General features: G+C 71.3%; 26 protein-coding genes. 10 read left to right on the forward strand and 16 right to left on the reverse strand.

Features of this window, described 5'->3' with window-relative positions; translation table 11 throughout:
* The 4 genes from OG303_RS07165 to OG303_RS07180 are packed head-to-tail and all read right to left on the reverse strand — an operon-like array spanning position 1 to position 3198.
* On the reverse strand, positions 1–1053 hold the full coding sequence (locus tag OG303_RS07165) for an LLM class flavin-dependent oxidoreductase (protein WP_405865906.1): 1053 nt from the start codon (positions 1051–1053) through the stop codon (positions 1–3).
* On the reverse strand, positions 1050–1850 hold the full coding sequence (locus OG303_RS07170) for a 2-keto-4-pentenoate hydratase (RefSeq protein WP_405865907.1): 801 nt from the start codon (positions 1848–1850) through the stop codon (positions 1050–1052). Before OG303_RS07170 ends, OG303_RS07165 begins: the two co-directional genes overlap by 4 nt.
* A complete protein-coding gene (fdxA, locus tag OG303_RS07175) occupies positions 1847–2167 on the reverse strand; it encodes a ferredoxin (protein WP_405865909.1) in 321 nt (106 codons plus the stop codon). Before fdxA ends, OG303_RS07170 begins: the two co-directional genes overlap by 4 nt.
* 5 nt (positions 2168–2172) lie before the next feature.
* Complete coding sequence (locus OG303_RS07180; protein WP_405865911.1) at positions 2173–3198, reverse strand: NAD(P)/FAD-dependent oxidoreductase; 1026 nt, start codon at positions 3196–3198, stop codon at positions 2173–2175.
* A gap of 134 nt (positions 3199–3332) precedes the next feature.
* On the opposite strand from OG303_RS07180, the gene OG303_RS07185 reads away from it, so the two are divergent.
* Positions 3333–4316 carry an ABC transporter substrate-binding protein gene (locus OG303_RS07185; protein ID WP_405865913.1) on the forward strand — a complete coding sequence of 328 codons (984 nt, stop codon included), beginning with the start codon at positions 3333–3335 and terminating at the stop codon, positions 4314–4316.
* Here OG303_RS07185 and OG303_RS07190 read toward each other — a convergent pair.
* The 7 genes from OG303_RS07190 to OG303_RS07220 form a co-directional block, all read right to left on the reverse strand.
* On the reverse strand, positions 4285–4707 hold the full coding sequence (locus OG303_RS07190; RefSeq protein WP_405865915.1) for an acyl dehydratase: 423 nt from the start codon (positions 4705–4707) through the stop codon (positions 4285–4287). The genes OG303_RS07185 and OG303_RS07190 overlap by 32 nt on opposite strands.
* Positions 4704–5237, reverse strand: a complete 534-nt coding sequence (locus tag OG303_RS07195; protein WP_405865917.1) for a MaoC family dehydratase N-terminal domain-containing protein — start codon at positions 5235–5237, stop codon at positions 4704–4706. Before OG303_RS07195 ends, OG303_RS07190 begins: the two co-directional genes overlap by 4 nt.
* Complete coding sequence (locus tag OG303_RS07200) at positions 5234–6016, reverse strand: IclR family transcriptional regulator (RefSeq protein WP_405865919.1); 783 nt, start codon at positions 6014–6016, stop codon at positions 5234–5236. Before OG303_RS07200 ends, OG303_RS07195 begins: the two co-directional genes overlap by 4 nt.
* Positions 6017–6129: 113 nt before the next feature.
* Complete coding sequence (locus OG303_RS07205; RefSeq protein WP_405865921.1) at positions 6130–6987, reverse strand: alpha/beta fold hydrolase; 858 nt, start codon at positions 6985–6987, stop codon at positions 6130–6132.
* Positions 6984–7943 (reverse strand): catechol 1,2-dioxygenase, encoded by a 960-nt coding sequence (locus tag OG303_RS07210; RefSeq protein ID WP_405865923.1) that lies wholly within the window; start codon positions 7941–7943, stop codon positions 6984–6986. The genes OG303_RS07205 and OG303_RS07210 overlap by 4 nt, the downstream gene beginning before the upstream one ends.
* The gene (locus OG303_RS07215) at positions 7940–9268 is read right to left on the reverse strand and encodes a M20 family metallopeptidase (protein ID WP_405865925.1); all 1329 of its coding nucleotides are present in this window, start codon (positions 9266–9268) and stop codon (positions 7940–7942) included. The genes OG303_RS07210 and OG303_RS07215 overlap by 4 nt, the downstream gene beginning before the upstream one ends.
* A 115-nt stretch (positions 9269–9383) precedes the next feature.
* A complete protein-coding gene (locus OG303_RS07220; RefSeq protein WP_405865927.1) occupies positions 9384–10586 on the reverse strand; it encodes a Rieske 2Fe-2S domain-containing protein in 1203 nt (400 codons plus the stop codon).
* Between the two features lie 282 nt (positions 10587–10868).
* On the opposite strand from OG303_RS07220, the gene OG303_RS07225 reads away from it, so the two are divergent.
* From OG303_RS07225 to OG303_RS07240, 4 genes are read left to right on the forward strand one after another with little or no spacing between them, the layout of a single operon-like run.
* On the forward strand, positions 10869–11870 hold the full coding sequence (locus OG303_RS07225; RefSeq protein WP_405865929.1) for an ABC transporter substrate-binding protein: 1002 nt from the start codon (positions 10869–10871) through the stop codon (positions 11868–11870).
* Complete coding sequence (locus OG303_RS07230; RefSeq protein ID WP_405865931.1) at positions 11870–12712, forward strand: ABC transporter ATP-binding protein; 843 nt, start codon at positions 11870–11872, stop codon at positions 12710–12712. The genes OG303_RS07225 and OG303_RS07230 overlap by 1 nt, the downstream gene beginning before the upstream one ends.
* Complete coding sequence (locus OG303_RS07235) at positions 12709–13530, forward strand: ABC transporter permease (RefSeq protein ID WP_405865933.1); 822 nt, start codon at positions 12709–12711, stop codon at positions 13528–13530. The genes OG303_RS07230 and OG303_RS07235 overlap by 4 nt, the downstream gene beginning before the upstream one ends.
* Entirely contained in the window at positions 13527–14480 is a 954-nt protein-coding gene (locus tag OG303_RS07240; RefSeq protein WP_405865935.1) for a zinc-binding alcohol dehydrogenase family protein, read from the forward strand. The genes OG303_RS07235 and OG303_RS07240 overlap by 4 nt, the downstream gene beginning before the upstream one ends.
* Positions 14481–14524: 44 nt before the next feature.
* Here OG303_RS07240 and OG303_RS07245 read toward each other — a convergent pair whose 3' ends face one another.
* Both OG303_RS07245 and OG303_RS07250 read right to left on the reverse strand, forming a co-directional pair.
* Entirely contained in the window at positions 14525–14950 is a 426-nt protein-coding gene (locus OG303_RS07245; protein ID WP_405865937.1) for an acyl dehydratase, read from the reverse strand.
* Positions 14947–15414: a MaoC family dehydratase N-terminal domain-containing protein gene (locus OG303_RS07250; RefSeq protein WP_405865939.1), complete on the reverse strand. Its 468-nt coding sequence runs from the start codon at positions 15412–15414 to the stop codon at positions 14947–14949. The genes OG303_RS07245 and OG303_RS07250 overlap by 4 nt, the downstream gene beginning before the upstream one ends.
* Positions 15415–15517: 103 nt before the next feature.
* Between OG303_RS07250 and OG303_RS07255 the strand changes: the two genes are divergently transcribed.
* Genes OG303_RS07255 through OG303_RS07270 form a run of 4 tightly spaced genes read left to right on the forward strand, consistent with a single transcriptional unit; the run spans position 15518 to position 21211 of the window.
* On the forward strand, positions 15518–16384 hold the full coding sequence (locus OG303_RS07255) for an alpha/beta fold hydrolase (protein ID WP_405865941.1): 867 nt from the start codon (positions 15518–15520) through the stop codon (positions 16382–16384).
* A gap of 17 nt (positions 16385–16401) precedes the next feature.
* Positions 16402–18702, forward strand: a complete 2301-nt coding sequence (locus OG303_RS07260) for a CoA transferase (protein ID WP_405865943.1) — start codon at positions 16402–16404, stop codon at positions 18700–18702.
* Positions 18703–18707: 5 nt separating this feature from the next.
* Positions 18708–20228 (forward strand): AMP-binding protein, encoded by a 1521-nt coding sequence (locus tag OG303_RS07265; protein ID WP_405865945.1) that lies wholly within the window; start codon positions 18708–18710, stop codon positions 20226–20228.
* 32 nt (positions 20229–20260) lie between these two features.
* Entirely contained in the window at positions 20261–21211 is a 951-nt protein-coding gene (locus OG303_RS07270; RefSeq protein WP_405877127.1) for an alpha/beta fold hydrolase, read from the forward strand.
* 58 nt (positions 21212–21269) lie between these two features.
* Here the strand turns inward: OG303_RS07270 and OG303_RS07275 are convergent, their stop codons facing one another.
* The 3 genes from OG303_RS07275 to OG303_RS07285 all read right to left on the reverse strand — a co-directional run bounded on the left by OG303_RS07275 (position 21270) and on the right by OG303_RS07285 (position 24452).
* On the reverse strand, positions 21270–22049 hold the full coding sequence (locus tag OG303_RS07275) for an SDR family NAD(P)-dependent oxidoreductase (protein WP_405865947.1): 780 nt from the start codon (positions 22047–22049) through the stop codon (positions 21270–21272).
* 57 nt (positions 22050–22106) lie between these two features.
* Positions 22107–23213 (reverse strand): NAD(P)/FAD-dependent oxidoreductase, encoded by a 1107-nt coding sequence (locus OG303_RS07280; RefSeq protein ID WP_405865949.1) that lies wholly within the window; start codon positions 23211–23213, stop codon positions 22107–22109.
* A 324-nt stretch (positions 23214–23537) separates the two neighbouring features.
* Complete coding sequence (locus OG303_RS07285; RefSeq protein ID WP_405865951.1) at positions 23538–24452, reverse strand: LysR family transcriptional regulator; 915 nt, start codon at positions 24450–24452, stop codon at positions 23538–23540.
* Positions 24453–24613: 161 nt separating this feature from the next.
* Between OG303_RS07285 and OG303_RS07290 the strand changes: the two genes are divergently transcribed.
* Positions 24614–26917 (forward strand): FdhF/YdeP family oxidoreductase, encoded by a 2304-nt coding sequence (locus OG303_RS07290; RefSeq protein ID WP_405865953.1) that lies wholly within the window; start codon positions 24614–24616, stop codon positions 26915–26917.

Genomic DNA, 26917 nt, shown 5'->3' on the forward strand with positions numbered 1-26917 from the left:
TCAGCCTTTCGCCGGTTGGGCGTCGAGGGCCGGGAGTACGGCCGAGCCGACGGCCTCGATCAGGTCGGTGGGCGGGTCGTAGGAGCCGACGTGCTGGAGGAAGACGCCGGTGACTCCGTGGGCGGGCAGGGCGCGCAGCCGTTCGGTGATCTGCTCGGCCGTGCCGAACAGGCAGAATTCCCGGGCGAATCGAAGGGCCGCCTCGTCGCTGATCCAGGCCGAGCAGATCTCGACGGCCCGGTCCCAGTCCTCCGCGTGCACGAGGTCCGGGTAGACCCCCTCGACCGTCGCGGGCACGTCGACATCGATCCCCGCGAGGGCGAGGAAGGGTGCCCCGCCGTTCTGGGCGATCGACGCGCAGATGGGTTTGATGAGCCGGGCCTCGGCCTCGAGGTCGTCGGTCACCGCGCAGAACGCGGAGACGGTGATCGGGAGTCGGCCAGGATCCCGCCCGGCCGCCTCGGCGCCTTCGCGCACGCGCGCGGTCGCTCCCTCCAGGGTGTTCGGGGAGACCCCGCTGAGGAGGATCACGCCGTCGGCCGTCTCGCCGGCGAGCCGCAGGTTCTTCGGTCCGCTGGCGGCGAGGTGCAGGGGCACTTCGGGTCGCGGGTCGCGCAGTCGTGAGCGGACCTTGCCGTTCTTGGGGGCTTCGAAGTCCCAGTCCTCGCCGTCGAGCAGCGCACGCAGCATGACCAGGCCCTCGCGCATCGCCGCCGAGGTGGTCTGGCGCAGTCCGATCGGGCCGACGGAGCTGTTGCCCACGCCGAGGCCCAGGGTGAAGCGGCCTGGGGCGAGTTCGGCGACGCTGCGCGCGGCCGAGGCGACGACGGCCGGGTGCCGGGTCGCCAGGTTGGTGACGGCCGTGCCCAGACCGATCCGTTCGGTGCCGAGCGCGGCGGCGGTGAGGGTGGTGAACACGTCCCGCCACAGCAGCTGGGAGTCGGGGAACCAGACGTCGTCGAAGCCGAGTTGCTCCGCTCGGCGCACGGTCTGGACGATGCGGTCCGCGCGGTCGCAGGGCGGGACGCGGACGCCGATCCGCAGTGCGCTCATGCCGCGTCCTCCTCACTCGCGAACTCGACTGCCACGCGGCCGAGTTGACTGATGCGCGCCTCGAACCGGTCTCCCGGGGCGGCGACCGCCATCGGTCCCAGCGCCCCGGTGAGCACCACGTCCCCGGCGCGCAGCGGATCGCCCATCCGCGCCAGTGTCGAGGCCAGCCAGGCGGCGGCGTTCAGCGGGCCGCCCAGGCAGTCGGCGCCTCTTCCCTCGGAGACCGGCCGGCCGGCGAGGGTCATCGTCATCCGCACGCCGCGCAGGTCGAGGCCGCTCAGCGGGACGGGTGTGGCGCCGAGGACGAACAGTCCGCTGGAGGCGTTGTCGGCGACGGTGTCGACGATGCCGATGTCCCAGTCGGCGATACGGCTGTCCACGATCTCCAGCGCGGGCAGCGCGAAGTCGGTCGCGCGCAACACGTCGACCACCGTGCAGTCGTGGTGGGGCAGTTCGGCACCGAGGACGAGGGCGACCTCGGCCTCCACCTTCGGCTGGAGCAGCCGGCCCGCCTGGATCCGGCGGCCGTCGGGGACCGCCATGTCGGCGAAGAGGGTGCCGAAGTCCGGCTGGTCCACGCCCAGTTGGGCCTGCACGGCGGGCGAGGTCAGGCCGATCTTGCGGCCGACGATCCGCCGCCCTGCGGCCACGCCCCGCTCGACGTTCGTTCTCTGCACCGCGTACGCGCCCTGGATGTCGCCGTCACCCAGGAGTGAACGGATGGGCGGGCAGGGAGAGTTGACACGCGCCGCCGCCAGCAGGGCGTCTGCCGCTTTGGTCACCTCGGCGGCGGTCACCGTGCGACCACCAGCGGGGTGTCGACGCCCACCGGACCGAGGCCGGTGGCCCCGCCCGGGGTGCCCAGCGGCGTCGTACGACCGGGCAGGGTCTCTTCGAAGAAGCGGCGGTTGTCGGCGCGGAACTCGGGTTCGGCGAGGCGGTCGACGGTGATCGCCTGTTCGGGGCAGGCCGTCTCGCAGGCGCCGCAGTCGATGCACTCGGTCGGGTTGATGTAGAGCTTGCGCTCGCCCTCGTAGATGCAGTCGACGGGGCATTCCTCGACGCAGGAACGGTCCATGATGTCGACGCAGGACGAACCGATGACGTAGGCCATGGTGCTCAGTGCTCCTTCTCGGTGGAGTGGCCCGGGAAAAGGGCCGCCTCGGGGTCGATGACGGTGGCCGCGTTGTTCACGGCGGTGGCGACCTCGCCGAAGCCCACAGCGATCAGGCGCACCTTGCCCGGGTAGTCGGTGATGTCACCCGCGGCGAAGACACGGGGCCGGTTGGTGGCCATCCGGGTGTTCACGGCGATCCGCCGGGCGGCGAGGTCCAGGCCCCAGTGCTGGAGGGGGCCGAGGTCGGCGATGAAGCCGAGGGCGGCGACGACGGTGCTCGCCGGGAGCAGCCGGGTGGCCTTGGTGGTGCGGTGGCGCAGCTCGACCTGTTCGACGGTGTCGGCGCCGTGCAGCGCGCTCACCTCGGAGTCGGTGATGATCTCGATGCCGAGGGTGCGGACCTTGTCGACGCTCGCCCGGTGGGCGCGGAAGCGGTCGGTGCGGTGGACCAGGCGGACCGAGCGGGCGACGGGGGCCAGGGTCGCGGCCCAGTCGAAGGCGCTGTCGCCGCCGCCGACGACCACGACGTCGTGGTCGGTGTGGTCGGCCGGGTCCGGCACGAAGTAGACCTGGCCGCGCCCCAGGTAGTCCTCGCCCGCGGGCAGCGGCCGCGGGGTGAAGGTGCCCACGCCGCCGGTGATCACGACCGCGCCGGCCCTGACCACCGCGCCCTGGTCGCTGCGGACGACCGGTGAGCCGTCGGCGTCGTAGGACAGCTCGGCCGCCCGGTGGCCGAGGAGGTAGCGGGGGCCGTAGGGCTCCGCCTGCGCGACCAGGTTCGCGACCAGGTCGCGGCCGCGCACGGCCGGGAAGCCGGCGATGTCGAAGATGGGTTTCTCGGGGTACATGGCGCTGATCTGGCCGCCCCGCTGGGGCAGGACGTCCATGACGGCGACGCGCAGACCGCGGAAGCCGGCGTAGTAGGCGCCGTAGAGGCCTGCGGGGCCGGCGCCGATGATCAGGATGTCCGTCTCGATCGTGCGCGAGTCGTGGTCCGTGCTCGTCGGCACGTCGGAAAGAACGCTCATGGCCCGGAGCGTAGGGACGGGCCGGGTCCCGACAAATGGGTTCGGTCCGGTGGGCGGGACGCTTCGCTTATCGCCGGGGCGCGGCGCTGGGAGCGTCTGGGTCCCAGCTGTTTCCGGCCCTCGGGAGGACACCCATGGACATGCACGTGAACGGCAGAAGGGCTGTGGTGACCGCCGCGGCCTGCGCTGCGCTGGCCCTCACCGCGGCCTGTACGGCGGGCAGCACGGACGCGACGGGTGTGTCGGCGGCGGGCAAGCCGACCGTGCGTGTCGCGCTCGGGGTCGACGCCTCGTACGCCCCGTTCTATCTGGCCGAGGAGCGCGGGCTGTTCGAAAAGGCGGGCGTGAACGTCGAGTTGGTGAAGACGGAGGGCGGTCCCGCGGCGGCCGAGGCCGTGAGCGCGGGCACCGCGCAGATCTCGGCCAACGCCGACTCGACCGCGCTGCCGCTGATGGCGACCAATCCCGACCTTCGGTCCCTCGGCGTCTTCCAGTCCTCCGACAGCTATCTCAAGGTGGTCCTGCGCAAGGGCGTCACCTCGCCGAAGAAGATCAGGACCATGGCGTCGATCGGCGGGCTCGGTCTGTACGCGACGCACGAGTACCTCAAACACAACGGCATCGACCCGAAGTCCGTGAAGATCCTGCAGAGTTCGGCGCCGGAGATGCCCGGCATGCTGGAGCGGGGATCGATCGACGGGTACATCCTGTTCGATCCGTGGGCCGCCAAGGGTGTGGAAGGCGGCGGGCACATCGCCGGCAGGATCGGCGACTTCGGGGTGCGTTACGCGCAGTGGCTGCTGACCGACCAGAAGTGGCTCAAGGACAACGAGGACGTCGCCGGGAAGGTCTTCAAGGCCGTGGCCGAGGCGGACAGGCTCGTCACCGACGACCCCGCCGCCGCGGCGAAGGCGTCCAACCAGCAGGCCAAACTGCCCGTCGCACAGACCAAGGAGGTACTCCCGGAGATCACCTTCGCGTCCCGTGGCATCAATGACAGCGATGTGACCGAGTCACGGAAGATCGTCGACTTCCTCCTCGGCCAGAAGCTGATCAAGAAGTCGCCCGACCTGGACACCGTCCTGCTCAAGGGCTGGTACGAGCAGCACGCACAGTGAGGTCGACGTGCCCTGTGACGCAGGGAGCGCCGTCGTCCTTGAGTACCGAGACGTCGAGCGTGACCCGCACTCCCCCGTCACAGGGCTCGGCGGCGCGGACCGTCGCGGTCCAGGTGAGCGGTTCCCCGGCCACGGCGGTGGCGCGGTTGCGCCAGCTCACCGACTCCAGGCTCGCCCCCGGCCCGGCCCACTCCAGGGCGTGACGGCCGAGCATCTCGCCGTGCAGGGTCGACTGGACCACGACGCCGGGATGCCCCTCGGAGGCCGCGAACCCGGCGTCGTAGTGGATGCGATGGGCGTTCCACGACACGGCGCTGAAGCGGAAGAGCTGCACCGGGCTGTGGGTGTAGCAGCGGGGCGGGCAGGTCTGTCCGGTGGACGGCGGCGTCACGCGGCGGCCCCGCTCTCCTCGTCCTCGACGCCGTCGAGCACGACGATCGTCTCGTCCATGGTCATGAGTTCGTCACCGTTCTGAGTGGTGAAGCGGGTGGAGACGCCCAGCAGGACGAACTCTCCCGAGCGGCCCTGCCGCCGGTCCGCCGAGGTCACCGCCCGCAGGGCCGTCACGCGGGTACCGGCGACTGGGGCACGGACCAGGCGTACCGACTGGCCGCCGTGCACCTGCCGTACCGGCAGGCCCTGGGTGCAGGGGGATTCGCGGGCGGCCAGTCCGTCGGGGCGCAGTTCGTCCTCGGCCGGGCCGTCCTGCCAGCTCATCGTCCCGGCGAGGAAGAGCGCGGGAGCGACGACGGGCTCCCCGGCCGCCTCCTGGGCGCGGGCCCGGCCGATGTAGTCGGCGTCGTTGAGGGCGGCCGCGTACCGGCAGAAGTCCTTGACGGCGAGCACCCCGCAGTCCTCGCTCTCCCAGTCCCCGACCAGTTTGCGGGCGCGCGTGAGCACCTCGTCGAGCACCGGGCTCACCGCAGCGACCGGCTGATCCCCAGGGCCGCGGCGCGCAGCGCGACGGCATGCCCGGAAGGATCCATGCGATAGGTGGGGGCCGTGATGGACAGCGCGCCCACCAGACTGTCCTGGCTGCCGAAGACCGGGACGGCCATGCTCGTGTAGCCCAGGCGGATCTCCTCGGCCTCGACGGCGAAGCCCTCCGTCCGGATCCGCTCCAGCTGGGCCCGCAGCCGTCCGGGCGAGGTGACCGTGTGGCGGGTGAAGGGCTTCAGGCCGCTTCTGACCACCTCGCCGAACAGCGTGCCCGGGGAGAAGGCGAGGATCGCCTTGCCGGTGGCGGTGCAGTACAGCGGCAGCCGGCCCGCGACCCGGGACTCCTCGCTCAGGCCGCGGTGCGGGTAGATCTTCTCCAGGTACACGACGTCGAGGCTGTCGTGGATGGCGAAGTGGATGGTCTCCTGCGTGGCGAGCAGCAGGTCCTCCATGTACGGCTGGGCCACCTCGCGCAGGATGCGCTGGCGGTGCACGCGCTGGCCGATCTCGAAGAGCCGCAGCCCGAGCCGGTAGTCGCAGCCGTCCCGTTCCAGGAGCCCCCAGACGACGAGTTCCTGGGCGAGCCGGTGCACGGTGGCCTTGGCCACCCCGGTCCGACGCACCAGCTCGGCGAGGGACAGGCTGGCGTCCTCGGCGGTGAACGCCTCGAGGATGGGTCTGACCTTGCCGAGCACCGAGTTCATCGGGTCGGGAACCACTGCTGGTGTTGTGTCGGCGCGGCCGACCGTAGTGACGGTCATGCGCAGAACCTCCCGGTCAATCCGTTGCCTACCGGAGAACGGAACCATGTGTGCCGCGATCCGGCCATGGGGTCACGTGTAAATTCGCCGGGCCCCCGGCCGCCGTGCTCTCACTAGGCCTCGGCGAGGAAGGCCAGGCTGAGCGGGTTGTACAGGTCGGCCTTCTCGTGCTGCGGCCAGTGCCCGCACTCGGTGAAGACCTCCAGGCGGGCCCCGGGGATGGCGGCGGCGATGGCCTCGGCCTCCGGGACGTCCCCGAGGGGGTTCTTGTTGCCCCAGACCACCAGGGTCGGGGCCTTGATCCTGGCCATGCGGTCCGGCCGGAGCAGATTGCGTTCGCGGGCGTCGAGCTCCTGCAGGGCCAGGAGGTTGTGCAGGTTCTGCCGGAAGTCGGGGTGGTGGTAGATCTCGTAGCGGACCTGGGTGAGCTCGTCGCCGAGGTCCTCGTCCCACTGCGCCCACAGCAGGCGCAGCCGCTCCCGGGTGAAGGAGATGTCGTCCTCCACGGCGGCCGCCCGGGTGGACGTCTTCAGCCGCTCCATGACCTTCGGGTTGATCTTCGTGCCGCCCATGCACAGCAGTTGGAGGGAGGCGACGCGGTCCGGGTACTCGCTCGCCGCCCAGGATCCGACCCAGCCGCCCAGGGACTCGCCGACCAGGTGGGCGCGCTCGGCGCCGACCGCGTCGAGGTAGGCCATCAGGTGCTCCACGTACGCCGGGATCTCGCCGGGGCGGTCCGGCTTGCCGGTGTAGCCGTGGCCGAGCATGTCGATGGCGTGGCAGCGGTAACCGGCCTCGGCGTGCGCGGGGACGTTCCGTACGAACGCCTCCAGGTGGCCGGTCGTGCCGTGCAGGAACACGACGTGCTCGCCGTCCTCCGGGCCCGCCTGCAGGGCGCGGGTCCTGACGCCGTTGGCGTCGACGTAGGCGTGGCGGTAGTCGATGCCGGACAGTTCGGTCCAGATGCTCATGCGTGCCTCTCGCTGTTGGTGCGTGCGGGGTCGAGGACGGCGACGGCCATGCCGGTGAGCCACTCGGGCAGCGGCTCGTACGCCAGTCGCTGTGCGGGGGTGTGGTCGAGCAGGGACGCCATGAGCAGCCAGGTGCGCAGCTCCTGCGCACCGTTGCCGGCCGTCTTCTCCAGCTCTTCGGTGGTGAGTTCGGTGATGCGGTGCGCCTGACCGTGCTCCAGCAGGGACAGGAACTCGTCGTCGAACTCGGGGTTGATGGCGGCCTCGGCGGCCCGGATGATCTCGCGGCGGCGTTTGTCGTAGTCCGACCAGTTCTCCCGGCCGTCGAGCCAGGCGCCGACCAGGAACTCCTCGTCCTCGCCGTGCGGTTCGCGCCAGTCGGGCCAGGGCAGACGGTGCGAGAGGCCGCCGGAGCCGATGACCGCGACGCGGCGGTCGTCGGGGAAGGCCAGTACGGCCTCCCTAACGGCGCGGCCGAGTTGCTCGCAGCGCTCCAGCGTGGGCAGCGGGGGCGCGAAGACGTTCACGACCAGCGGCACGATCTCGACGTCCAGGCCGTCCAGGAGGTACTGGATCGCGTGCGACTGGCCGTGGTCGATCTGCAGCCGGGCCGAGAAGGCCACGTCGAACCGGCCTTGTTCCACAAGGGAGTCGGCGATGTGCCGGCCGAGCGGGACGTCCACCGGCTGCGGCCCCTTCGGCGTGCCGGACTCGCCGCTGGCGATGCACTCGCCGACGCCGATCGTGAAGCTGGGGATCAGGTCGAGCCAGAAGCCGCGGAAGTGGTTGGAGCCGACCAGGATCACCGTGTCCGGCCGAGCGGCGGCGAGTCGGTCGCGGGCGGAGCGCAGCCCGTCGCGGAAGCGTTCGGCGCGGTCCTTGTGGAGGGTCTCCTGCCAGTGGGTGTTCATCAGCGTGCTGTGCGACGCGCCGACCCCGAAGACGATCTCCGTCATGCCGGGTCTCCTTCCATCTCTGCGTGGGAACGGGTGACGGTGTCGACGGCCGTGCGGATCAGCAGGCGCGTCAGCCGCTCCATGGCCCGCAGGGACACGGTGTTCATTCCGCGCGCGAAGTCGATCTCGAAGGGTGCGTCGGTCACCTTCGGCATGCCGACCCGTACGGTGGGGATGCCGCGCCCGCGCAGGATGTTGGCGTCGGTGGCGCCGCTGTTGCCGCGGATCACCTCGTGCGCGCGTCCCTCGAAGGCCTCCCAGCCGGCCGCCGTGCTGCGGAAGATCCAGTTGTCCGGGTCGGTGCGTGTCCCGGGGATGGCGAGGATCATCTCGGCGGTGATGTCGTTCCACGGCAGCTTGTCGAGGGCGGCGAGGAACTCCCGCTTGGCCTGCATCGGCGTCGTGTCCGGGCCGATGCGCAGGTCCACCCTGAGTGTGCAGGTGGCCGGGGTGACCGCGGCCATGCGCGGCCAGCCGCCCCGGATGGAGGAGACGATGCCCTGCGGGGCGACGGTGCCGTCGGTGTGGCGGTCGGCGTACTCGACGAACCACTCCTCCAGGTGCCGGGCGACCTCGCCGGCGCGGGCGATGGCGTTGTCGTACGGCAGCCGGTGACGGGAGCCGACGTAGGTGTGCGTGCCGGGCACGGTGACCTCGAACCAGGCCAGGCCGACCTCGTCCCAGGAGACCGTCCAGCCGGGCTTGGCGATGACCGCGTAGTCGGTCCACACGCCCTGCTCCAGCAGGAACGAACAGCCCACGCCCTGGCCGGTGTTGAGCCTCGGGTTGCCCGGCCGGGCGTTGGTCGGCATGCCGCCCGCGCCGAACGCCGTGACCAGGTCGCCGCCGAGCGGGATGCCCGCGCGGGCGACGGCCTCGGCGGCCATCATCACGCAGGCGGCGTGCCCCTTCGGGTTGGACGCCCCGAGGCCGGTCACCAGATCGCCGTCGACGACGGTGGCGTGCGGACGCATGTCCGCTCTCAACTCCGGGCCGATCCACGGGAGATCCTCGCTCTCCTCGCCCACGGTCAGGGTGTCGATGGGGGCGTAGAGCATGAGGTCGGGGCCGGTGCCGTCACCGTCGAGCCGGGCCCAGGCGTTGGCCTGCCGGTCGTCGAGGGACTGGACCTCGGCGCGACATCCGGCGGCGTTCAGGGTGCCCGCGATGTGCGTGGCGAGCGGGCCCTCGTCGCCGGTCGGGCTCGGGATGTCGACGAGCCCGGTGATCAGTTCGCGCAGCCGGTCGCCGGTGACGTGCCGCCAGGCTTCGGTGACCCAGCCGGCGCGCCTCTCGTCCAGTCCCACGAGGCCGTCGCCGCTCACTGATTGATCCTGTGGACCTGGGTCATGGTGCTGCGCTCGAAGCGCTTCTTGGCCAGGGGCAGCCCGATGGCGAGGGCGACTCCGGTCAGTACGGCGAACAGGGTGCGGCGCATGCTCACGCCTCCTTCTGTGCAGATGAGTCGGTGCCCGTCGCGGCCAGCTTCTTGCCGTACTCCTGCTCGCTGAGGTTCCGCCAGGCGGTCAGCGAGATGTCGGGGCGGTAGAGCTTCTCCGGGGGTGCGTCGGTGACGTCGACCATCCAGGCGTCCTGTCCGGAGAACTGGCCGTGGAACAGCCAGCGGATGGCGCCCAGGTACTTGGCGTAGAAGCCGAGAGTCTGCCAGCCCTCGGTGAAGTTGACCATCACGCCGACGTAGTTGTGGTGGTCGGCGTCGACGGGGACGTAGAACTCGTAGTGGATGAAGTTGGGGTAGACGATGCGCAGCACGCCCGGCATGGACAGGGACGCGAAGCCGGGGAAGTCCTGGGCCTCGATCGTCGGGTTGATGCTGTCCGCCGCGCCGGTGTTGCCGATGTTGAAGGTTTCCTTGGGCGGCTGCATCTTCCACCAGCGCTTGTTGGACCAGCGGCCCACGCCGGGGAAGTCGGCCTCCCAGTGGACCTCGTCCTGCACGCGGAAGATCCAGCGGCCCTTCGGCACGATCCGGGTGATGTTCCAGGTCGGCATCGGCTTGAAGAGTCGCCAAAGGGCCGTGCGGTGCAGGTACTTGGCGTGGCCCTCGTCGAAGCCGTTCTCGCAGGCGAAGCGCCAGTTGCCGCCGCGCGGTTCGATCCGGCCGCCCATGACGAAGGCGTTGTCGACGAGTTCCTCGGGGAGCTGTGTGCCGATGTCGTGCGGTTCCTCGTCGGCGAGGGGGATGTACACCCACACCATGCCGAGGCGTTCCTCGACCGCGTACGTCTGCACGCCGACCTTGCCGGTCAGCCGGCACTCGGGTCCGTCGGTGATGACTGCAGCCAGCTTGCCGGTGGGCAGGTCGAACGTCCACCCGTGGTACGGGCAGCTGACGGTGCCCGGGAACTGCTGGTTGCCCTCGGACAGGGGGACCCCGCGGTGCGGGCAGCGGTTGTGCAGGGCGTATGCCGTGCCGCCGTCGCGGATCAGCGTGATCTTCTCGCCGCAGATCGTGAACGGCTGCGGCTTGTCCGTGACGTGGCTGGACCAGGTGACCGGGTACCAGTAGCCGCGGAATCCCGTGGCCGCCCCGTCGTAGTGGGGCCACGACGCCCAGTCCTGCCGACCGGGAGCCGATCGGCTTCTTTTCTTGGGGGCGAGCGAGCCTTCACCCGTCGTCATCTTGCGTGACCTCCTGCCGGCGTCGATGCATGGCTTCGAGCATCCGGTGACGGACCGTGGCCGCCTACGGAACCGTTCCGGTGAGCAGACCGCCGGCCCCGCGCCGGGCATTCGGCGGCCGTGTCCCGCTCAGCGGACCACCGTCCATGCGCTCCCGGCAGGGCGCGTTCTACGGTGCGCCGAATCGCGCCGACTCAGGCCGGTTCAAGGGTCAGGTCAAGGGCCCGCACCCCGACGCACCCCCGCCCCATCACCCTCCCCGCCGACCCATCCGAGGTGCTCATGGAGCCACAGGCCAACAGAGGACGCCCCGCCCGGAGCGTCCTCGCCCTCGTCACCGCCGCACTGGTCCCGCTGACCGCGTGCAGCGCGGCCACCACCGACTCCGCCGCAGGCGCCAAGAGCGGCGCCAAGGGATCCACGGTCCGCGTCGCCGTCGGCATCGACCCTTCGTTCGCGCCCTTCTTCCTCGCCGACGACCAGGGGCTGTGGGCCAAGCACGGGGTCAACGTCCAGCTGGTCCAGTTCGGCCGCGGCGGCGAGGGCGTGGACGCGCTCGCCGGCAATCAGGTCCAGCTGGCCGGAAACTCGGACACCACCACCATCGGCCAGCTCCCGCAGAACCCCGGCCTGCGCTCGCTTCTCGTCTACGAGCAGTCCGGCCGCTACCTCAAGGTCGTCCTCGGCTCGAAGGTCACCTCCCCTTCCAAGATCCGGAAGATGGCCGTCGTACCGGGACTCTCCCAGCTCGCGGCGACCCGCTACCTGGAGTCGAAGGGCATCAGCACCAAGTCGGTCAGGTTCATCACCGCCGACCCGCCCGAGATCCCGGCGCTGCTGCAGAAGGGCGACGTGGACGCCTACGTCCTGTGGGAGCCCTGGCCGGCGAAGGGCGTCGAACTGGGCGGACGGATCACGGAGACGACCGGCGACTACGGGGTGTCGTACGCGCAGTGGCTCATCGCGGACGACAAGTGGCTCAGCGGCCACAAGGACATCGCGGCGAAGGTGGCGCAGGCGCTGCAGGACGCGGCGCGGCGCACCGAGTCGGATCCGGACGCCGCGGCGACGGCCACGCAGAAGGCCGCGAAGATCCCCACCGCGCAGACCCTGAAGGCGATCAAGGAGATCGACTTCGGGGTGCGGGACATCACCTCGGGCGACCTGAAGACCTACGACGCCACCGCCAAGTTCTATGTGGACACCGGTTCCGCCAAGTCCCGGGCGGACGTGGCCACGACCGCGCTGCGCGGTTGGTTCACCCAGCAGACGAAGGGATCGTGATGACGAAGGCCATCGAGGCCGACCTGCCGCCCGCGAAGACCCAGGGCGGGCGTGGTGCGGCCGTGTGTGTCGACGGTGTCGACATCCGGTTCGGCAACTTCCATGCCGTACAAGGCATTTCGCTGGGCATCCCCGCCGGGGAGTTCCTGTGTCTGCTCGGGCCGAGCGGCTGCGGCAAGTCCACCCTGTTGTCGGCGCTGGCAGGGTTCGTACGACCGCACCAGGGCGCCGTCACGGTCGACGACAAGCCCGTCACCGGACCCGACCCCGAGCTCGGCATGGTCTTCCAGAGCAGCGAGGCTCTCTTCGACTGGCTGACGGTCCGTCAGAATGTCGCCTTCGGCCCCCGTATGCGCGGGAAGTCCCGGGCCGAACAGTCCGCGCTGGCCGACGAGTATCTGAGCCTGGTCGGACTGCGGCACTGCGCCGACCGGTTCCCCGGGCAGCTGTCCGGCGGCATGCGCCAGCGCGTGCAGATCGCGCGCGTCCTGGCGAACCAGCCCCAAGTCCTGCTGATGGACGAGCCGTTCGGCGCGCTGGACGCACAGACGCGGCAGGTGATGCAGGAGGAGATGGGCCGCATCTGGGAGGCCTCCGGCTGCACCGTCGTCTTCGTCACCCACGACATCGACGAGGCGATCCTGCTCGCGGACCGCGTCGCCGTCATGACGGCGGGACCGGCCGCCTCGATCAAGTCCGTGTACGACGTGGACCTGCCCAGGCCGCGCGACGAATCCGATCCCGCGGCCATCGAACTGCGCCGCAGCCTGCGCCAGGACATCGGCGAAGAGGTCCGCAAGGCGCTGCGCGACCAGGGACTCGACCCGGAGGACGAACGATGACCACGGCGACCGTCGACGCCACCCCGAAACCGCGCGTCGAGCGGCGCGCGCTGCAGGCCGCCCGCCTCCAACTGCGCACCCTCGCCCTGTACGCCGTCTCCGTCCTCATCGGCATCGGCATCTGGCAGCTGCTGGCGACGCACTACGGCCCCTCCCTCGTCGCCTCCCCGCATGCGACCCTCACCGCGGCGGGCGAACTCGCCCGCGACGGCACGCTCACCAACTCGATCATCGCCTCCAGCCGCCGCATCCTGATCGGCTGGGGCCTCGGCCTGCTGGTGGGCGTGCCGGCCGGCCTGCTCGTCGGACAGATCCGGCTGGTGCGCCAACTCCTCGAGCCGTACATCGAGTTCTTCCGGTTCATCCCGCCGATCGCCTTCGTGACGCTGGCCGTGGTGTGGCTGGGCATCGGCGAGTCGTCGAAGGTCGTGCTGATCTTCTACACGGCGGTCTTCATCGTCATCCTCAACACCAGCGCCGGCGTGATGGCGGTGAGCGAGTCGAAGCTGCGCGCCGCGGCGAGCCTGGGCGCCGGCCGGCGCCAGATCCTGCGCGGGGTCGTGCTGCCGTCGACGGTGCCGTACATCATCACCGGGGCGCGCCTGGCGATGGGCAACAGCTTCCTGACGATCGTCTCGGCGGAGATCGTCGCCGCCCAGGTCGGGCTCGGCTCGTTGATCTGGACCTCCCGGAACTACGGTCGCATCGACTGGGTGTTCGTCGGGATCATCACCCTGGGCATCCTGGGGTTCGTCTTCGACCGGGTGCTGCGGATCGTCGCCTCCCGGGTTCTGCGTCGATACGGAGTGAAGCTGTGAGCGTCGAGACGTCCCGCGCGCTGGTGCTGGAGCAATTCGGCACGCTGCCGCGGCTGGTGGAGCGGCCCGTGCCAAAGCCGCGGCCCGGCCACACCCTGGTGCGCATGCTGGCGTCGCAGGTGGCCCATCTCGATCTCAACGTGATGGACGGCAAGTTCGGGATCCTCCCGGATCTGCCGGCGGTGCCCGGCACCAACGGGTCCGGGGTCGTGCTCGCTTCGGACATCCATCCGGAGGGAACCCTGGTCAGGGTCAACGGCAAGGGGCTGGGGCTGCGTGGGGACGGCTGCTGGGCCGACCACGCCCTGGCGCCCGACGCGGCTGTCACCCCGGTTCCGGCGGGTACGGATCCCGCCCTGGCGTGCAGCTTCTTCTCACCGGCCGGGACGGCCTGGGCGGCGGTGCACTCGGTGGCGGCAGTCCAGCCGGGCGAGCGGGTTCTCGTCACCGGCGCGGCGGGCGCGGTCGGTTCGCTCACCGTGCAGGTCGCGGCGCGGGCGGGGGCCGAGGTGATCGGCGTGGTCGGCCGCGCGGCCAAGCTGGACCATGTGCCCGCCGCCGCCAAGGCGGTTCTGGCGACCGAGATGTCGACGGAGGCCGTGGGCGGGCCGGTCGACGTGGTCGTCGACACCGTGGGCGGGCCGGTCCTGCGGGACACCCTGCCGCTGGTACGCCCGCGCGGGCGGGTCGCGCTGGTGGGGTACACCGCCGGCCGCGAGCTCACCGTGGACCTCGCGGACTTCCTGCTGGCCGATGTGTCCCTGCTGCCCGTGAACCTGATGACGCGGGGCAGGGAAGTCGCCGCGGACGCCGAACGGTTGCTGACCGAGCTGACGGCGGGCGAGTTGAGCCTGCCGATCGAACGGTTCGGCCCCGACCGGCTGTCCGAGGCGGTGGAGCGACTGCGGCAGGGGACCGTGGTCGGGAGAGCGGTGCTCGACCTGGCGTGACGGCGGGCCCGCCCGCATCTCCGGCGCGATCCGCCGGAAGCCCCCTAACCCAGGACGACCACCGCGTGGCCCCGGCAGCAGACGATGCCGGGGTCTTCCCAGTGGTCGACGAGGTCGGTGCCGGCGTCCGCCCGGTGTTCGACGAGGTCGAGGGTGATCTCGCCGGCGCCCGGGTCGACTTCGCGTACGGTGCCGGTCACTTCGAGCCGGTCGCCCGGGTACGCGGGGGCCCGGTTCTGCCAGGCGAGTCGCAGGACCCGTCCCGTCGGCCCCGCGAACCGGGCGGCGGCCCGGTGGAAGAGGCAGCCGTGCAGCTGTGCCATGACCACGGGCGCGTCCAGCCCCTCGGACTGCGCGAAGGCGGTGTCGTAGTGGATGCGATGCGTGTTGCGGGTGACCGCGCCGAAGCGCAGCAGCATCACCTCGTCGGGCACCAGCTCCACCGGCCGTATCCGAGTGTCTTCCGTCATCGCACGATGAACCTTTCCGTGACCTCGACCAGGACGCCGCGCTCGGCGGCCGCGTAGCGCTTGTCGACGGTGAGCAGCAGGAAACCGGCGCTCTTGCGCTCGACCGCGGTGAGCGAACGGCGCACCTCGATGCGGTCGCCGGCCCGCACGTCACCGGCCCAGCGCACCTCCTGGCCGCCGGCCATCAGACGGACGTCGAGCCCGTCGGTCCCGGGAACCTCGTCGCGGTACATGCCGTCGGGTCTCAACTCCCCCGTGTCCGGGCCGGGTTCGGCCCGCAGCAGGCTGACGAGGTACATCGGATGGGCGACGAAGGCGGGATGCGCCGGATCCACCAGGTGCGGCGCGGACTCCCCCGCGGCCCGCGCGAACTCGGCGGCCGCCTCGGCCCGTACGATGCCCAGCGAGCGCGTCTCCCACCGGCCGACCAGCGCTCGCGCGCGTTCCTCCGCAAGATCCAGCATGTCGCCGACGCTAGGCGCGACCGCTCCCCGGCAGCCACGGAACCGGCCCACTGAGCGGACCGCCGCGCTTGGACGGGCACCCGGCAGCGGACACCATCCGCCTATGGATCTCATGGACATTCAGGCTCCTCCGCAGGGTTCCTACGCGGAGGCGGACGGCGTCAAGTACCACTACGTCGAGCTGGGCGAGGGCACTCCCACGATCTTCCTGCACGGCGGCGGCCCGGGCTGCACCGGCTGGTCGGACTTCGGCCAGGTGGCGCCCCTGTTCGCCGAGGACCGCCGCTGCTTCCTGGTCGACATCCTGCAGTACGGCAAGTCGGCGAAGCCCGTCATCGAGGGCCCCATGTGGGACTACCACGCCGCCAGGACGGTGGCTCTGATGGACGCGCTCGGCGTCGACCGGGCCGACTTCGTGTGCAACTCCTGGGGCGGCACGATCGCGCTCAACCTGGCCGCCAAGTACCCAGAGCGCGTACGGTCGTCGGTCATCACCGGCAGCATGCCCGTCTTCCACGGCCCGCTCGCCCCGCTCCCGGAGGGCGGCCGCCGCGGCCGCAACGCCCGCGACGTGTACTACGGCGGCGACGGCCCGTCCTGGGCGAAGATGCGGGACCTGATGGCGCGCCTGGAGTGGTACGACCCGGACGCCGTCCCCGACGGCACCGTGACGCTGCGCTACGAGCAGAGCCTCGACCCCGAGGAGACCGCGCTGGCCGGCGCCTCGGACAACCCACGCGGCGACTGGCAGGACCTCTCCGCCGAACTGGGCCGGATCGCCGCCCCCACCCTGTTCATGTGGGGGATGTACGACGCCTTCCTCACTCCGGACTATCCCCTGATGCTGGCCCGTATGGTGCCCCGGGGCAGTCTGCACGTGATGGACCGGGTCTCCCACCACCCGCAGGAGGAACGGCCGTACGACTTCCACAGCGTGGTCAGCGGGTTCCTGAACCAGCGGCACGGCTGACGGCGAGCGGAGGACACGTGAGCGCATCGACCCCGCGCATCGTCGAACTGTCCAGCCCCTTCGCCCGGTTCGCGGGCCGCCTGCTGGTCGGACTCGGCCACGAGGTGGTGCTGGTGGAGCCGCCCGGCGGCGCCCCGGACCGGCACGAGGACAAGGACGCCTTCGCCCACTGGCACGCCGGGAAGCGCTCGGTGACCCTGCCCCTCGGCGACTCCGACGGGTTGCGCCGGCTCCTGTCTACGGCCGACGTGCTGCTCGACGGGACACCCGACGGGGCCGGGCCGGCCGCCGAGGGCCTCGACCACCTGGTGCACGTACGCGTCACACCGTTCGGTCTGGTCGGTCCGCGCAGCGGCTGGCAGGGCACCGATCTGGTCGTGGCCGCGCTGGGCGGGATGCTGGCGCAGGTCGGCGATCCCGAGGGCCCGCCCCTGCACATGCCGGAGAACCAGGCGGAGCAGCTCGCCGGCGTCAACGCGGCGATCGCCGTCCTGCTGGGCCTGCGGGCCCGCCGCCGGGGACCCGGCCAGCTCGCCGACGTCTCCGCGCAGGCGTGCGTGGCGGCCGCCCTGGAGGCGGGCACCCTCGCCTACCTGCACGAGGACCGGGTACCGCCACGGCCGGGACGGGTGCACCCGCTGGTCCCGCACGGGCTGTTCCAGGCGGCCGACGGTCATGTCGGGGGCGGGCTCGGCGGCAGCCCCCGCATGTGGGACGCGCTGCTGGACTGGCTGTGCGACGAGGGGGCGCAGGCCGATCTCGTGGAGCCCCGGTGGCAGGACCCCGTCGAGCGCAAGCGGCATCAGGAGTACGTGTTCAAGGTCGTACAGGACTTCGTGGGCAGGTGGCCGAAGGCCGAGTTCGCGGAGCGGGCCCAGGCCAGGAAGCTGCCGTGGGCGGCCGTCGACCTGCCGTGCGAGCTGCCGGACAACCCGCAGCTCGCCGCACGGGACTTCTTCACACGGGTCGGCGACCGGACCGACCTCGGTTTCCCGTTCGCGTTCCCCGAGGGCCGCCGGATCACCGCGCTCGACGTGGCCGGCCCCGGCGAGGACCAGGCGCTGCTCGACGAGCGGCGGCCGCCGCGTCCGGTCGAGGTCGCCGCTCCCGGCCGGGGCGCCCTGGACGGCGTACGCGTCCTGGACCTCACCTGGGTGCTGGCGGGCCCGTACTGCACGAAGGTCCTGGCCGACCACGGCGCGGACGTCATCAAGGTCGAGTCGCTCACCCGCCCCGACCCCACCCGTTTCGCCCCCTTCATGCACCTGTCCCGCGGCTCCCACACCGACCCGGACACCAACGGCTACTTCAACGAGGTCAACCGCAACAAGCGCAGCATCGCCCTCGACACCCGCACCGACGAGGGCGTCGCCGTGCTGCGCGACCTCATCGCCCACTGCGACGTCCTGGTGGAGAACTTCAGCGCCACGGTCATGACCCGACTGGGCCTCGGCTACGACGAGTTGCGCGCCATCAACCCGCGCCTCGTCTACGTCAGCATGTCGGGCATGGGCCACACAGGACCGCGCGCCGGCTGGGTGTCGTACGCGGACACCGTGTCGGCGAGTTCCGGGCTCACCGGCCTGACCGGCTGGGGGCCGGACGACGTGGTCGGCGTGATCTACGGCCACGGCGACATCGTCGCGGGGCTGCAGGCGGCGCTGGCGACGGTCGCCGCGCTCGAGCACCGTGCCGAAACGGGCCGCGGCCAGCACATCGACCTGTCCCAACTGGAGGCGATCTCCGCCCACATGGGCACCGCTCTGCTCACCGGGTCCCGGTCGCCGGCCGGCAACACCCACCCGCGCTGGAGCCCGCAGGGCGTGTACCGGTGCCTCGGCGCGGACCGCTGGCTGGCCGTCAGCGTCCGGTCGGACGAGGAGTGGGCGGCCCTGTGCCGGGTGATCGGACGCCCTGAACTGGCCGCCGACGAACGGCTTCGCACGGCGGACGGCCGCCGGCAGGAGAGCGCCCTGGTGGACGGCGCGCTCGGCGGGTGGGCGCGCGGACTGCCCGCCGACATGGCCGCGGAGCTGCTCCAGGAGGCCGGGATTCCCGCCGGACCGGTGCAGGACGGCGGCGAACTGGTCGAGCACGACCCGCAGTTGAGGGCACGCGGCTTCTACGTCCGCATGGAGCACCCGGCGGCGGGCGCGTTCCTGCACGAGGGCGTGCCCATCCGTCTCACCGGCACGCCCGGTTCGATCCGCCGGCCCGCGCCCCTGCTCGGCGCCGACACCGTGGAGGTGCTGCGCGAGGTGGCGGGCCTGTCCCCCGAGCGGCTTCATCAGTTGCACGAAGCGGGCGTCCTGCGATGACCGGCATGACCGTGCCGGGGCTGGTCGAGACGGCGGCCGAGCGGTTCGGCGACCGGGTCTTCGTGCGGGTGGGCGACACGACGCGCACCTACGCGCAGACCCGGGCCGCGGCGGCCACCATGGCCGGATCCCTCGCGGCGCATGGCTGCCGGCCGGGCGACCGGATCGCGGCACTGCTGTCCAACCGCATCGAGCTCGTCGATCTGTTCCTCGGCTGCGCCTGGCTCGGTGCGACCGTGGTGCCGTTGAACACGGCTCTGCGCGGCGGCTCACTGCGCCAGGCACTCGACGCCGCGCGACCTCGATTCCTTTACGCGGAGCCCGAGTTGGGCGAGGCGGCGGTGGCGTCCGGGCATCACGGGGTGGTGTGGGTGGCGGGCGGCGAGGACGTTCCGCGCCCCGGAACCTCCGCGGCCCTGCCACCCGCCCCGGTCCGTCCGCAGGACACGGCGGCCGTCCTCTTCACCTCGGGCACGACGGGACGCTCGCGTGGAGTCCGTTGCCCGCAGGCCCAGTTCGTCTGGTGGGGGCGCAACGTCGCCTCCGCGCTGCGCCTGTCCTCCGACGACGTGCTGTTCACCTGTCTCCCGCTGTTCCACACCAACGCCCTCAACACCCTCGCGCACGCCATGACGGTGGGCGCGAGCTGCGTGGTCGGCGGGCGCTTCTCCGCCTCGCGCCACTGGGCGCAGGTGTCCGAGGCGCGCGCCACGACCACGTACCTGCTCGGCGCCATGGTGCCGATGCTGCTCGCGCAGCCGCCCGGTCCGCAGGACAGGGCGCACCGGGCCACACGCAGTCTCGCTCCCGCCACCCCGGGCGCCCTGTGGGAGCCGTTTCGCGAACGCTTCGGCGTGACGCTCGTCGACGGGTTCGGCTCCACGGAGACGAACCTGGTCATCGGCGCGACTCCCGAGGAGAGCCGCCCCGGCCGCATCGGCACCGTGCGCCCGGGGTTCTCCGCACGGGTGGTCGACGCGGCGCTCGATTCCGTCCCCGACGGGACGCCCGGCGAACTTCTCGTGCGCAGCGACCGGCCGTACGCCTTCTCCACCGGCTACCTGGGGGACCCCGAGCCGGAGCCCGACTCCTGGCGCCGGACCGGTGACCGCGTGGTCCGCGAACCCGACGGCCGGTTCCGCTTCCTGGACCGGATCAAGGACGTGATCCGGCGCCGCGGCGAGAACATCTCCTCGTACGAGGTGGAGTCGGCCGTGCGCGCCCATCCGGCGGTGGCCGAGGCGGCCGCCTTCCCGGTGGCCTCGGAGCTGGCGGAGGACGAGGTCATGGTCGCGGTGGTGGTGCGGCCCGGCAGGGTGCTGGATCTCGCGGATCTCACCCGGCACTGCGCCCGCGAACTCCCCGAGTTCGCCGTGCCCCGGTACATCGAGGCGGTCCCCGCCCTGCCGCTCACCGAGACGGGCAAGGTACGCAAGGCGGTGCTGCGGGAGCGAGGCGTCACCGGGGGCACCTGGGACCGGACCGCCGGTCCCGAGGCGACCGGCACCGCGGCCCGAAGATCATGACACATATGCTTCTGCACATGGTTGAGCATCGAATGATCGACGTGAACGGGGTGCGCCTGCACATAGCCGAGGAGGGCGAAGGCCCCCTGGTCGTGCTCCTGCACGGCTTCCCCGAGTCATGGCACTCCTGGCACCACCAGTTCGGCCCGCTGGCCGCCGCGGGCTTCCGCGTCGTCGCCCCCGACCAGCGTGGATACGGGCGCAGCGACCACCCCGACGACGTGAACGCGTACAGCATCCTGCACCTGGTCGGCGACGTCGTCGGGCTGATCCACGCGCTGGGCGAGGAGAAGGCGTACGTCGTCGGGCACGACTGGGGCGCCCCGGTCGCCTGGCACACCGCGCTGCTGCGGCCGGACGTCGTGCTGGGCGTGGCCGGCCTGAGCGTGCCGCCGCCCTTCCGGGGCACCGAGCCGCCGCTGGCCGCCATGGACCGGATGTTCGACGGCCGCTTCTACTGGAACTACTTCGACCGACCCGGCGTCGCCGACGCCGAGTTCGCACGGGACACCCGCACCACCCTGCGGAAGTTCTTCTACATGGCTTCCGGTGACGCTCCCGACGCGGGCCAGGGCAACCAGCCGCTCATCGAACCCGGCCAGGGCTGGCTCGCGAACATGCCGGACCCGGAGACCCTGCCGGAGTGGTTCACCGAGGACGACCTCGACGTCCTCACCGAGAGCTTCTCCCAGGGCTTCACCGGGGCGCTCAACTGGTACCGCAACCTCGATCGCAACTGGGAACTCACCGCACCCTGGCACGGCGCCGTCGTCAGCCCGCCCGCCCTGTACGTCTACGGCGACCGCGACCCGGTCCCCGCCTTCCCCGGCACGCCCGAACTCATCGCGAGCCTCCCCGACCTGATGCCGAACCTGCGCCGCAAGCCCCTCGAACTGTCGGGCTGCGGCCACTGGACACAGCAGGAACGCCCGGCCGAGGTGAACGAGGCACTCATCGACTTCCTCACCGAGCTCAGGGGCTGAACTCCCGCACCGCGCCCGCCGCCTGTACGGGTGATCACCTGCCGGCGGCGGACTCGCGTCAGTGCACGGACAACCCGCCGTCGACGAAGAGGGCCTGCCCCGTGACGTACGCGGAGGCGCGGCTCGCCAGGAACACCGCCGCGCCCGCGAAGTCCTCGGCGAGACCGTTGCGTCCGACCATCGTGCGGGCCGCGAGTTCCGCGACCTTCTCGGGGTCGGACGCGAGCCGCTCGTTGAGCGGTGTCATCACGAAGCCCGGCACGAGCGTGTTGCAGGTGACGCCGTGCGGCGACCACGCCTCGGCCTGGGAACGGGCCAGGGACTCCAACGCCCCTTTGGACACCCCGTAGGCGCCGCTCTGGACGAACGCCCGGTGTGCCTGTTGGGAGGTGACGTGGATGATCCGTCCGAAGCCCCGTTCCGCCATGCCGGGGCCGAACCGCTGTCCCAGCAGAAAGGGCGCCTCCAGGTTCACCGCCATCGTGGTGTCCCACACGTCCTCGCCCAACTCCCCCATCGGCGGGCGCAGGTTGATACCCGCGCTGTTGACGAGGATGTCGGGCTCCCCGAAGGCCTCGACCGCCTGCTCGGCCGCCGCGCGCACGCCCTCGCGGGTGCCCAGGTCGCCGCTCACCCGGACCGCACGGCAGCCGTCGGCGGTCAACTCGTCGACCGTGGCGGCCAGTTCCGCCTGCTTGCGCGCCACGACCACGACGCTCGCCCCGGCCCGCGCGAGAGCCCCGGCGATGGCCCGTCCGATGCCGGAACTGCCGCCGGTCACCACGGCCACCCGGCCGTCCAGCGAGAACAGTTCGGAGAGGTACGTCCGCGAGATCATGTCCGCACCCTAACCAGACGCAGCACCCGCGGACACAGCACCCGGACGAGCCACTGCTCAGGTGGCGGTGTACCCGAGTTGGCGCCTCATGTACGGGGTCATGAGGGTCTTCGCCTTGGCCAGCACGGAGGTGCGGCCGCCGAGGACCGCGCTCTCGCCTCCGGGCACGGGCAGCAGGGTCAGTCCGTCGCCCGGGCCGAAGGGCACGATCAGCGGGGTGCGGTGGATCGGCCGGTAGAGCCGGGGCTCCTTGCGATGCCTGCCGGAACTGTTCAGGTAGGTGCGGATGTTCCAGGCGGCGAGGTCGGCCTGGGCCAGCGCGGCAGGGGTGATCTTGAGTTCGGTGGCGTCGTTCACGTCACCCACGGCGAACACGTCCAGCCGCCCCTGGACCCGCAGGGTCCGGTCGACCTTGACGTGCCCGGCCGCGTTCAGCCAGTCACGGTGTCCGCCCAGACGCAGCCAGAGCGTGTTGGGCGTGGTGCCCGTCGCCCAGAAGGAGAGGTCTGCGGCTATGACGTTGCCGCGCCCGTCGCGATAGGTGCCGAAGTCGTTGCCGGGGGACATGAACGAGTCGAGCCGTACGTCCACGTCGTGGGACTCCAGCCAGGCCTGCGCCTTGCGCCCGGCGCGCTCCACGCCGGTGGCATGCAGGAGCAGCGACCCGGAGTGGGCGAGCGTGACCCGGGCGTTGGGCCGCGCGAGCCGTATCTCGGCGCTGAGTTCGACGCCGGAGGGTCCCCCGCCGACGACGAGGACGTGCTCGGCGGTGGCTATCTTCTGCTGGTGCCCGGCGAAGGACTTGACCGCCTCCTCGGAGGTGGTGCCGGTGAAGCGGGCCGGTTCGGGGTAGTCGGCGCCGGTGGCGATCACCACCACGTCGTAAGGGAGCCGCTCCCCCGTCGCGAGGACGACCTGCCGCTCGGCGGTGTCGATGCGGACCGCCTTGCCCACGGCCACCCGGCCGTGGCGCAGCAGCCGGTCGTAGGGGATGAAGGGCGTCACGGACCACTCCGGGCGTACGCCTGCGCGCAGGGAGGCGATGCGGTGGAAGAAGACCTCCTTGCGGTCCACCAGCGTGACCCGCGCGACCGAGTCCAGTCGTTTCGCCAGCCGGACACCCGCGTAGCCGCCGCCGATCACCACTACGTCGCCGTCGCGCACAACGAGTCTCCTGTGCCTGTGGGGGGAAGCGAGCGACACGACGCGTGAGCTTCTTCGGCCACTCGGACTGCCGTCGAGCCTAACCCTTGAAGTTTAAAGTTCAGCCGGGAGTCATGTGGGCATTCTGTGAAGCCGTGGCGCGCCAGGCCAGGACCGCGTATGTCTCCGCGGCGGTGTCGTGCAGCTGCCAGAGGCGGTCGGCCGGCTCGTTCGCTGTGCAGATCCGCTCCTCGGTCGTGCCGGTGTGATACGCGGCTGTCGAGGGTCAGACTTCGACGACGTACCGTTGCCGCGCGCCCGGGAACCGGCCGAACCGCGGGCCGGCTAGTCCGGCAGCCGCTCCAGCGCGGCGGCGATGCCGGCCTGGCCGACGGCGTCGATGAGCGCCTGTCCGATCACCGAGACGGGCTCACGTGCCGGGAGCACCAGGCCGATGCGCTCCGTGCGGACGGGGCGGACCAGCGGAACGGCGTGCATCCCCGCCGGGACGCCGAAGACGTGGAGCCAGGCGTGCGGCACGATGCTCGCCCACTGACCGGACCTGACCTGCGCGAACAGGGAGGCGATCGAGTCGGTCTCCACCCGCGGGGTCACGGAGGCGCCCACGGCCTCGAACACCGCGTCGAGGACCTGGCGCCCCTGCATCATGGGGTGCAGCAGGCACAGGGGGTACTGGGCCGCCTCCTCCCAGGAGATCTCCGCGGGGTCGGAGTCCGGGGCGGACCGCTGGGTCAGCAGGACATAGCCCTCCCGGTACAGCGGGACGAACTTGAAGTCGTGGCCCACGACGGAGCTGTGATACGTCACGGCGGCGTCGAGCTCGTACGCCCGAAGGCGGTTCACGATGTCCTCGGCCTGCAGGTCGGCGAAGACCTGGACCGTCGCCAGCGGGTTGGCGGCGCAGAACGGCTGGGTCAGCAGCGCGACCGCCGTGGCCGCGGTCGGCACGGTCCCGATGCGCAGCCGGCCGCTCAGACCGGCTCGCAGGGCCTGGATCTCGCCCTGCATCGCGTCGCGGTCGGCGAGGATGCGCTGCGCCCACAGGACGACGCGCTCGCCCTCGGGCGTGAGGCCGTCGAACCTGCGACCCCGCTGGACCAGGGGGATGCCGAGCTCCTCCTCCAGTTTGCGGATGCCCTCGGACAGGGCCGGCTGGGAGACGTAGCAGGCCTGCGCCGCCTTCGCGAAGTGACGGGCGCGGGCGAGGGCGACGAGGTATTCGAGTTGGCGGAGCAGCACAGCTCAATGATCCACCGTGCCGGGCCGTCCGGCACCGGTCGGTCACGCAGCACTGATCGGTGCGGCCTGTCAGGCGATAGGAACTTCCGCTTTGACCTCGCGCGACCTGCTGACGAACAGTGTGGGGCGACTGGCGGGCGAGACAGAGGGCGTGGTGTTCGATGCGCGACATCGACGAACCGGACGAGGCCGAGCTGTCGGTGACGGCTCCCAAGACGTGGGCCACCGGTGTTCCCGGGGTCGTCCACGCCCTGCAGTACGCCCTGGGCCAGACCTCGCCGAAGCGCACCGCGCTGACCCTGCTCAACATCAACCAGGCCAAGGGCTTCGACTGCCCGGGCTGCGCCTGGCCCGAGCCCGCGCCCGGTAAGCGGCATCGCAACGAGTACTGCGAGAACGGCGCCAAGCACATCAGCGACGAGGCCACCTCCCGCCGGGTGACCGCGGACTTCTTCCGGCAGTACTCGGTCGACGAGCTGAACCGGAAGTCGGACTACTGGCTCAACCAGCAGGGCCGACTGACCGAGCCGATGGTGCTGCGCGAGGGCGCGACCCACTACGAACCGATCGGCTGGGACGAGGCCCTGGGCCTGCTCGCCGACGAGCTGCGCGCCCTGGACCACCCCGACGAGGCGCTGTTCTACACCTCCGGGCGGCTGGCCAACGAGCCGGCCTTCCTGCTCCAGCTGTTCGCGCGGGCCTTCGGCACCAACAACCTGCCGGACTGCTCCAACATGTGCCACGAGTCCAGCGGTTCGGCGCTGAACGAGACCCTGGGCATCGGCAAGGGCAGCGTCAGCCTCGACGACCTGCACAACTCCGACCTGGTCTTCGTCGTCGGGCAGAACCCCGGCACCAACCACCCGCGCATGCTGTCCGCGCTGGAGGAGACCAAGCGCCACGGCGGCAGCGTCGTCGCCGTCAACCCGCTGCCCGAGGCGGGACTGCTGCGCTTCAAGCACCCGCAGAAGGCGCGCGGCGTCATCGGCCGCGGCACGGACATCGCCGACCAGTTCCTGCAGATACGGCCCGGCGGCGACCTGGCCCTGTTCCAGGCGCTGAACCTGCTCCTGCTCGAGGCGGAGGAGAAGGAGCCCGGGACCGTCGTGGACGGGGAGTTCGTCGAGGCACACACCACCGGTTACGACGACTTCGTCGACCACTTGCGTGCCACGACGTCGTGGGACGACGTCCTCGAGGCCACCGGGCTGAGCCGCGACGAGATCGAGCAGGTCCACGAACGCGTCCTGGCCAGCCGCAGCGTCATCGTCTGCTGGGCGATGGGTCTGACCCAGCACAAGCACGGCGTGCCCACCATCAGGGAGGTCGTCAACTTCCTTCTGCTGCGCGGCAACATCGGCCGTCCGGGCGCGGGCGTGTGCCCAGTGCGCGGTCACAGCAACGTGCAGGGCGACCGCACGATGGGCATCTGGGAGAAGATGCCCCAGCCGTTCATGGACCGGCTGGGACGGGAGTTCGCGTTCACCGCGCCGACGAAGCACGGCCTGGACTCCGTCGACTCCATCCGTGCGATGCGCGACGGGAAGGCCAAGGTCTTCGTGGGCGTCGCCGGCAACTTCGTACGGGCGACCCCCGACAGTGACGTCACCGAGCGGGCCCTGCGCAACTGCAGTCTGACCGCGCACATTTCGACCAAACTCAACCGCTCCCACGCGGTGTGCGGACGGACCGCGCTGATCCTACCCACGCTCGGTCGCAGCGACCGTGACGTCCAGGCGGGCGGCGAGCAGTTCATGACGGTCGAGGACTCCATGAGCGAGGTCCACGCCACGCGCGGCCGCCTCGCCCCCGCGTCCGAGCACCTGTTGAGCGAGGTCTCCATCATCAGCCGCCTCGCCCGCAAGGTCCTGGGCTCCGAACCGGCCATCCCCTGGGCGGACTTCGAGGGCGACTACGACCTCGTGCGGGACCGCATCGCCCGGGTCGTCGACGGGTTCCAGGACTTCAACGAGCGGGTACGGCAGCCGGGCGGTTTCCTCCTGCCCAACCCGGTCAACAGCAAGGTGTTCCGCACGCCGAGCGGCAAGGCCGTCTTCACCGTCAACGACTTCACGATGCTCCAGGCGCCCAAGGGCCATCTCGTCCTGCAGACCCTGCGCTCGCACGACCAGTGGAACACCATCCCGTACGCCATGGACGACCGCTATCGGGGCATCAAGGGAGGCCGACGCGTCGTCCTCGTGAACCCGGCCGACCTCGCTGAACTCGATCTCGAGGACGGCAGCCTCGTCGATCTGGTCAGCATCTGGTCCGACGGCTCGGAGCGCCGCGCCGAGGCCTTCCGCGTCGTCGGCTACTCCACGCCGGCGGGTTCGGCCGCCGCCTACTACCCGGAGACCAACGTCCTGGTGCCGCTCGACAGCGTCGCGGACATCAGCAACACCCCGACGTCGAAGAGCGTGATCGTCCGGCTGGAGCGGGCGGCGGAGCGGGCACCGGCGTAA

Source organism: Streptomyces sp. NBC_00005, from assembly GCF_045160215.1.
In the GTDB taxonomy this organism is placed as follows: domain Bacteria; phylum Actinomycetota; class Actinomycetes; order Streptomycetales; family Streptomycetaceae; genus Streptomyces.

Coding starts and splice junctions, on each gene's coding strand:
- OG303_RS07245 (WP_405865937.1), bottom strand. CDS start 14,950: ATGACGGAAGACACTCGGATACGGCCGGTGGAGCTGGTGCCCGACGAG.
- OG303_RS07290 (WP_405865953.1), top strand. CDS start 24,614: ATGCGCGACATCGACGAACCGGACGAGGCCGAGCTGTCGGTGACGGCT.
- OG303_RS07230 (WP_405865931.1), top strand. CDS start 11,870: ATGACGAAGGCCATCGAGGCCGACCTGCCGCCCGCGAAGACCCAGGGC.
- OG303_RS07225 (WP_405865929.1), top strand. CDS start 10,869: ATGGAGCCACAGGCCAACAGAGGACGCCCCGCCCGGAGCGTCCTCGCC.
- OG303_RS07200 (WP_405865919.1), bottom strand. CDS start 6,016: ATGACCGTCACTACGGTCGGCCGCGCCGACACAACACCAGCAGTGGTT.
- OG303_RS07180 (WP_405865911.1), bottom strand. CDS start 3,198: ATGAGCGTTCTTTCCGACGTGCCGACGAGCACGGACCACGACTCGCGC.
- OG303_RS07275 (WP_405865947.1), bottom strand. CDS start 22,049: ATGATCTCGCGGACGTACCTCTCCGAACTGTTCTCGCTGGACGGCCGG.
- OG303_RS07250 (WP_405865939.1), bottom strand. CDS start 15,414: ATGCTGGATCTTGCGGAGGAACGCGCGCGAGCGCTGGTCGGCCGGTGG.
- fdxA (WP_405865909.1), bottom strand. CDS start 2,167: ATGGCCTACGTCATCGGTTCGTCCTGCGTCGACATCATGGACCGTTCC.
- OG303_RS07265 (WP_405865945.1), top strand. CDS start 18,708: ATGACCGTGCCGGGGCTGGTCGAGACGGCGGCCGAGCGGTTCGGCGAC.
- OG303_RS07255 (WP_405865941.1), top strand. CDS start 15,518: ATGGATCTCATGGACATTCAGGCTCCTCCGCAGGGTTCCTACGCGGAG.
- OG303_RS07235 (WP_405865933.1), top strand. CDS start 12,709: ATGACCACGGCGACCGTCGACGCCACCCCGAAACCGCGCGTCGAGCGG.
- OG303_RS07205 (WP_405865921.1), bottom strand. CDS start 6,987: ATGAGCATCTGGACCGAACTGTCCGGCATCGACTACCGCCACGCCTAC.
- OG303_RS07270 (WP_405877127.1), top strand. CDS start 20,261: ATGATCGACGTGAACGGGGTGCGCCTGCACATAGCCGAGGAGGGCGAA.
- OG303_RS07210 (WP_405865923.1), bottom strand. CDS start 7,943: ATGACGGAGATCGTCTTCGGGGTCGGCGCGTCGCACAGCACGCTGATG.
- OG303_RS07165 (WP_405865906.1), bottom strand. CDS start 1,053: ATGAGCGCACTGCGGATCGGCGTCCGCGTCCCGCCCTGCGACCGCGCG.
- OG303_RS07185 (WP_405865913.1), top strand. CDS start 3,333: ATGGACATGCACGTGAACGGCAGAAGGGCTGTGGTGACCGCCGCGGCC.
- OG303_RS07220 (WP_405865927.1), bottom strand. CDS start 10,586: ATGACGACGGGTGAAGGCTCGCTCGCCCCCAAGAAAAGAAGCCGATCG.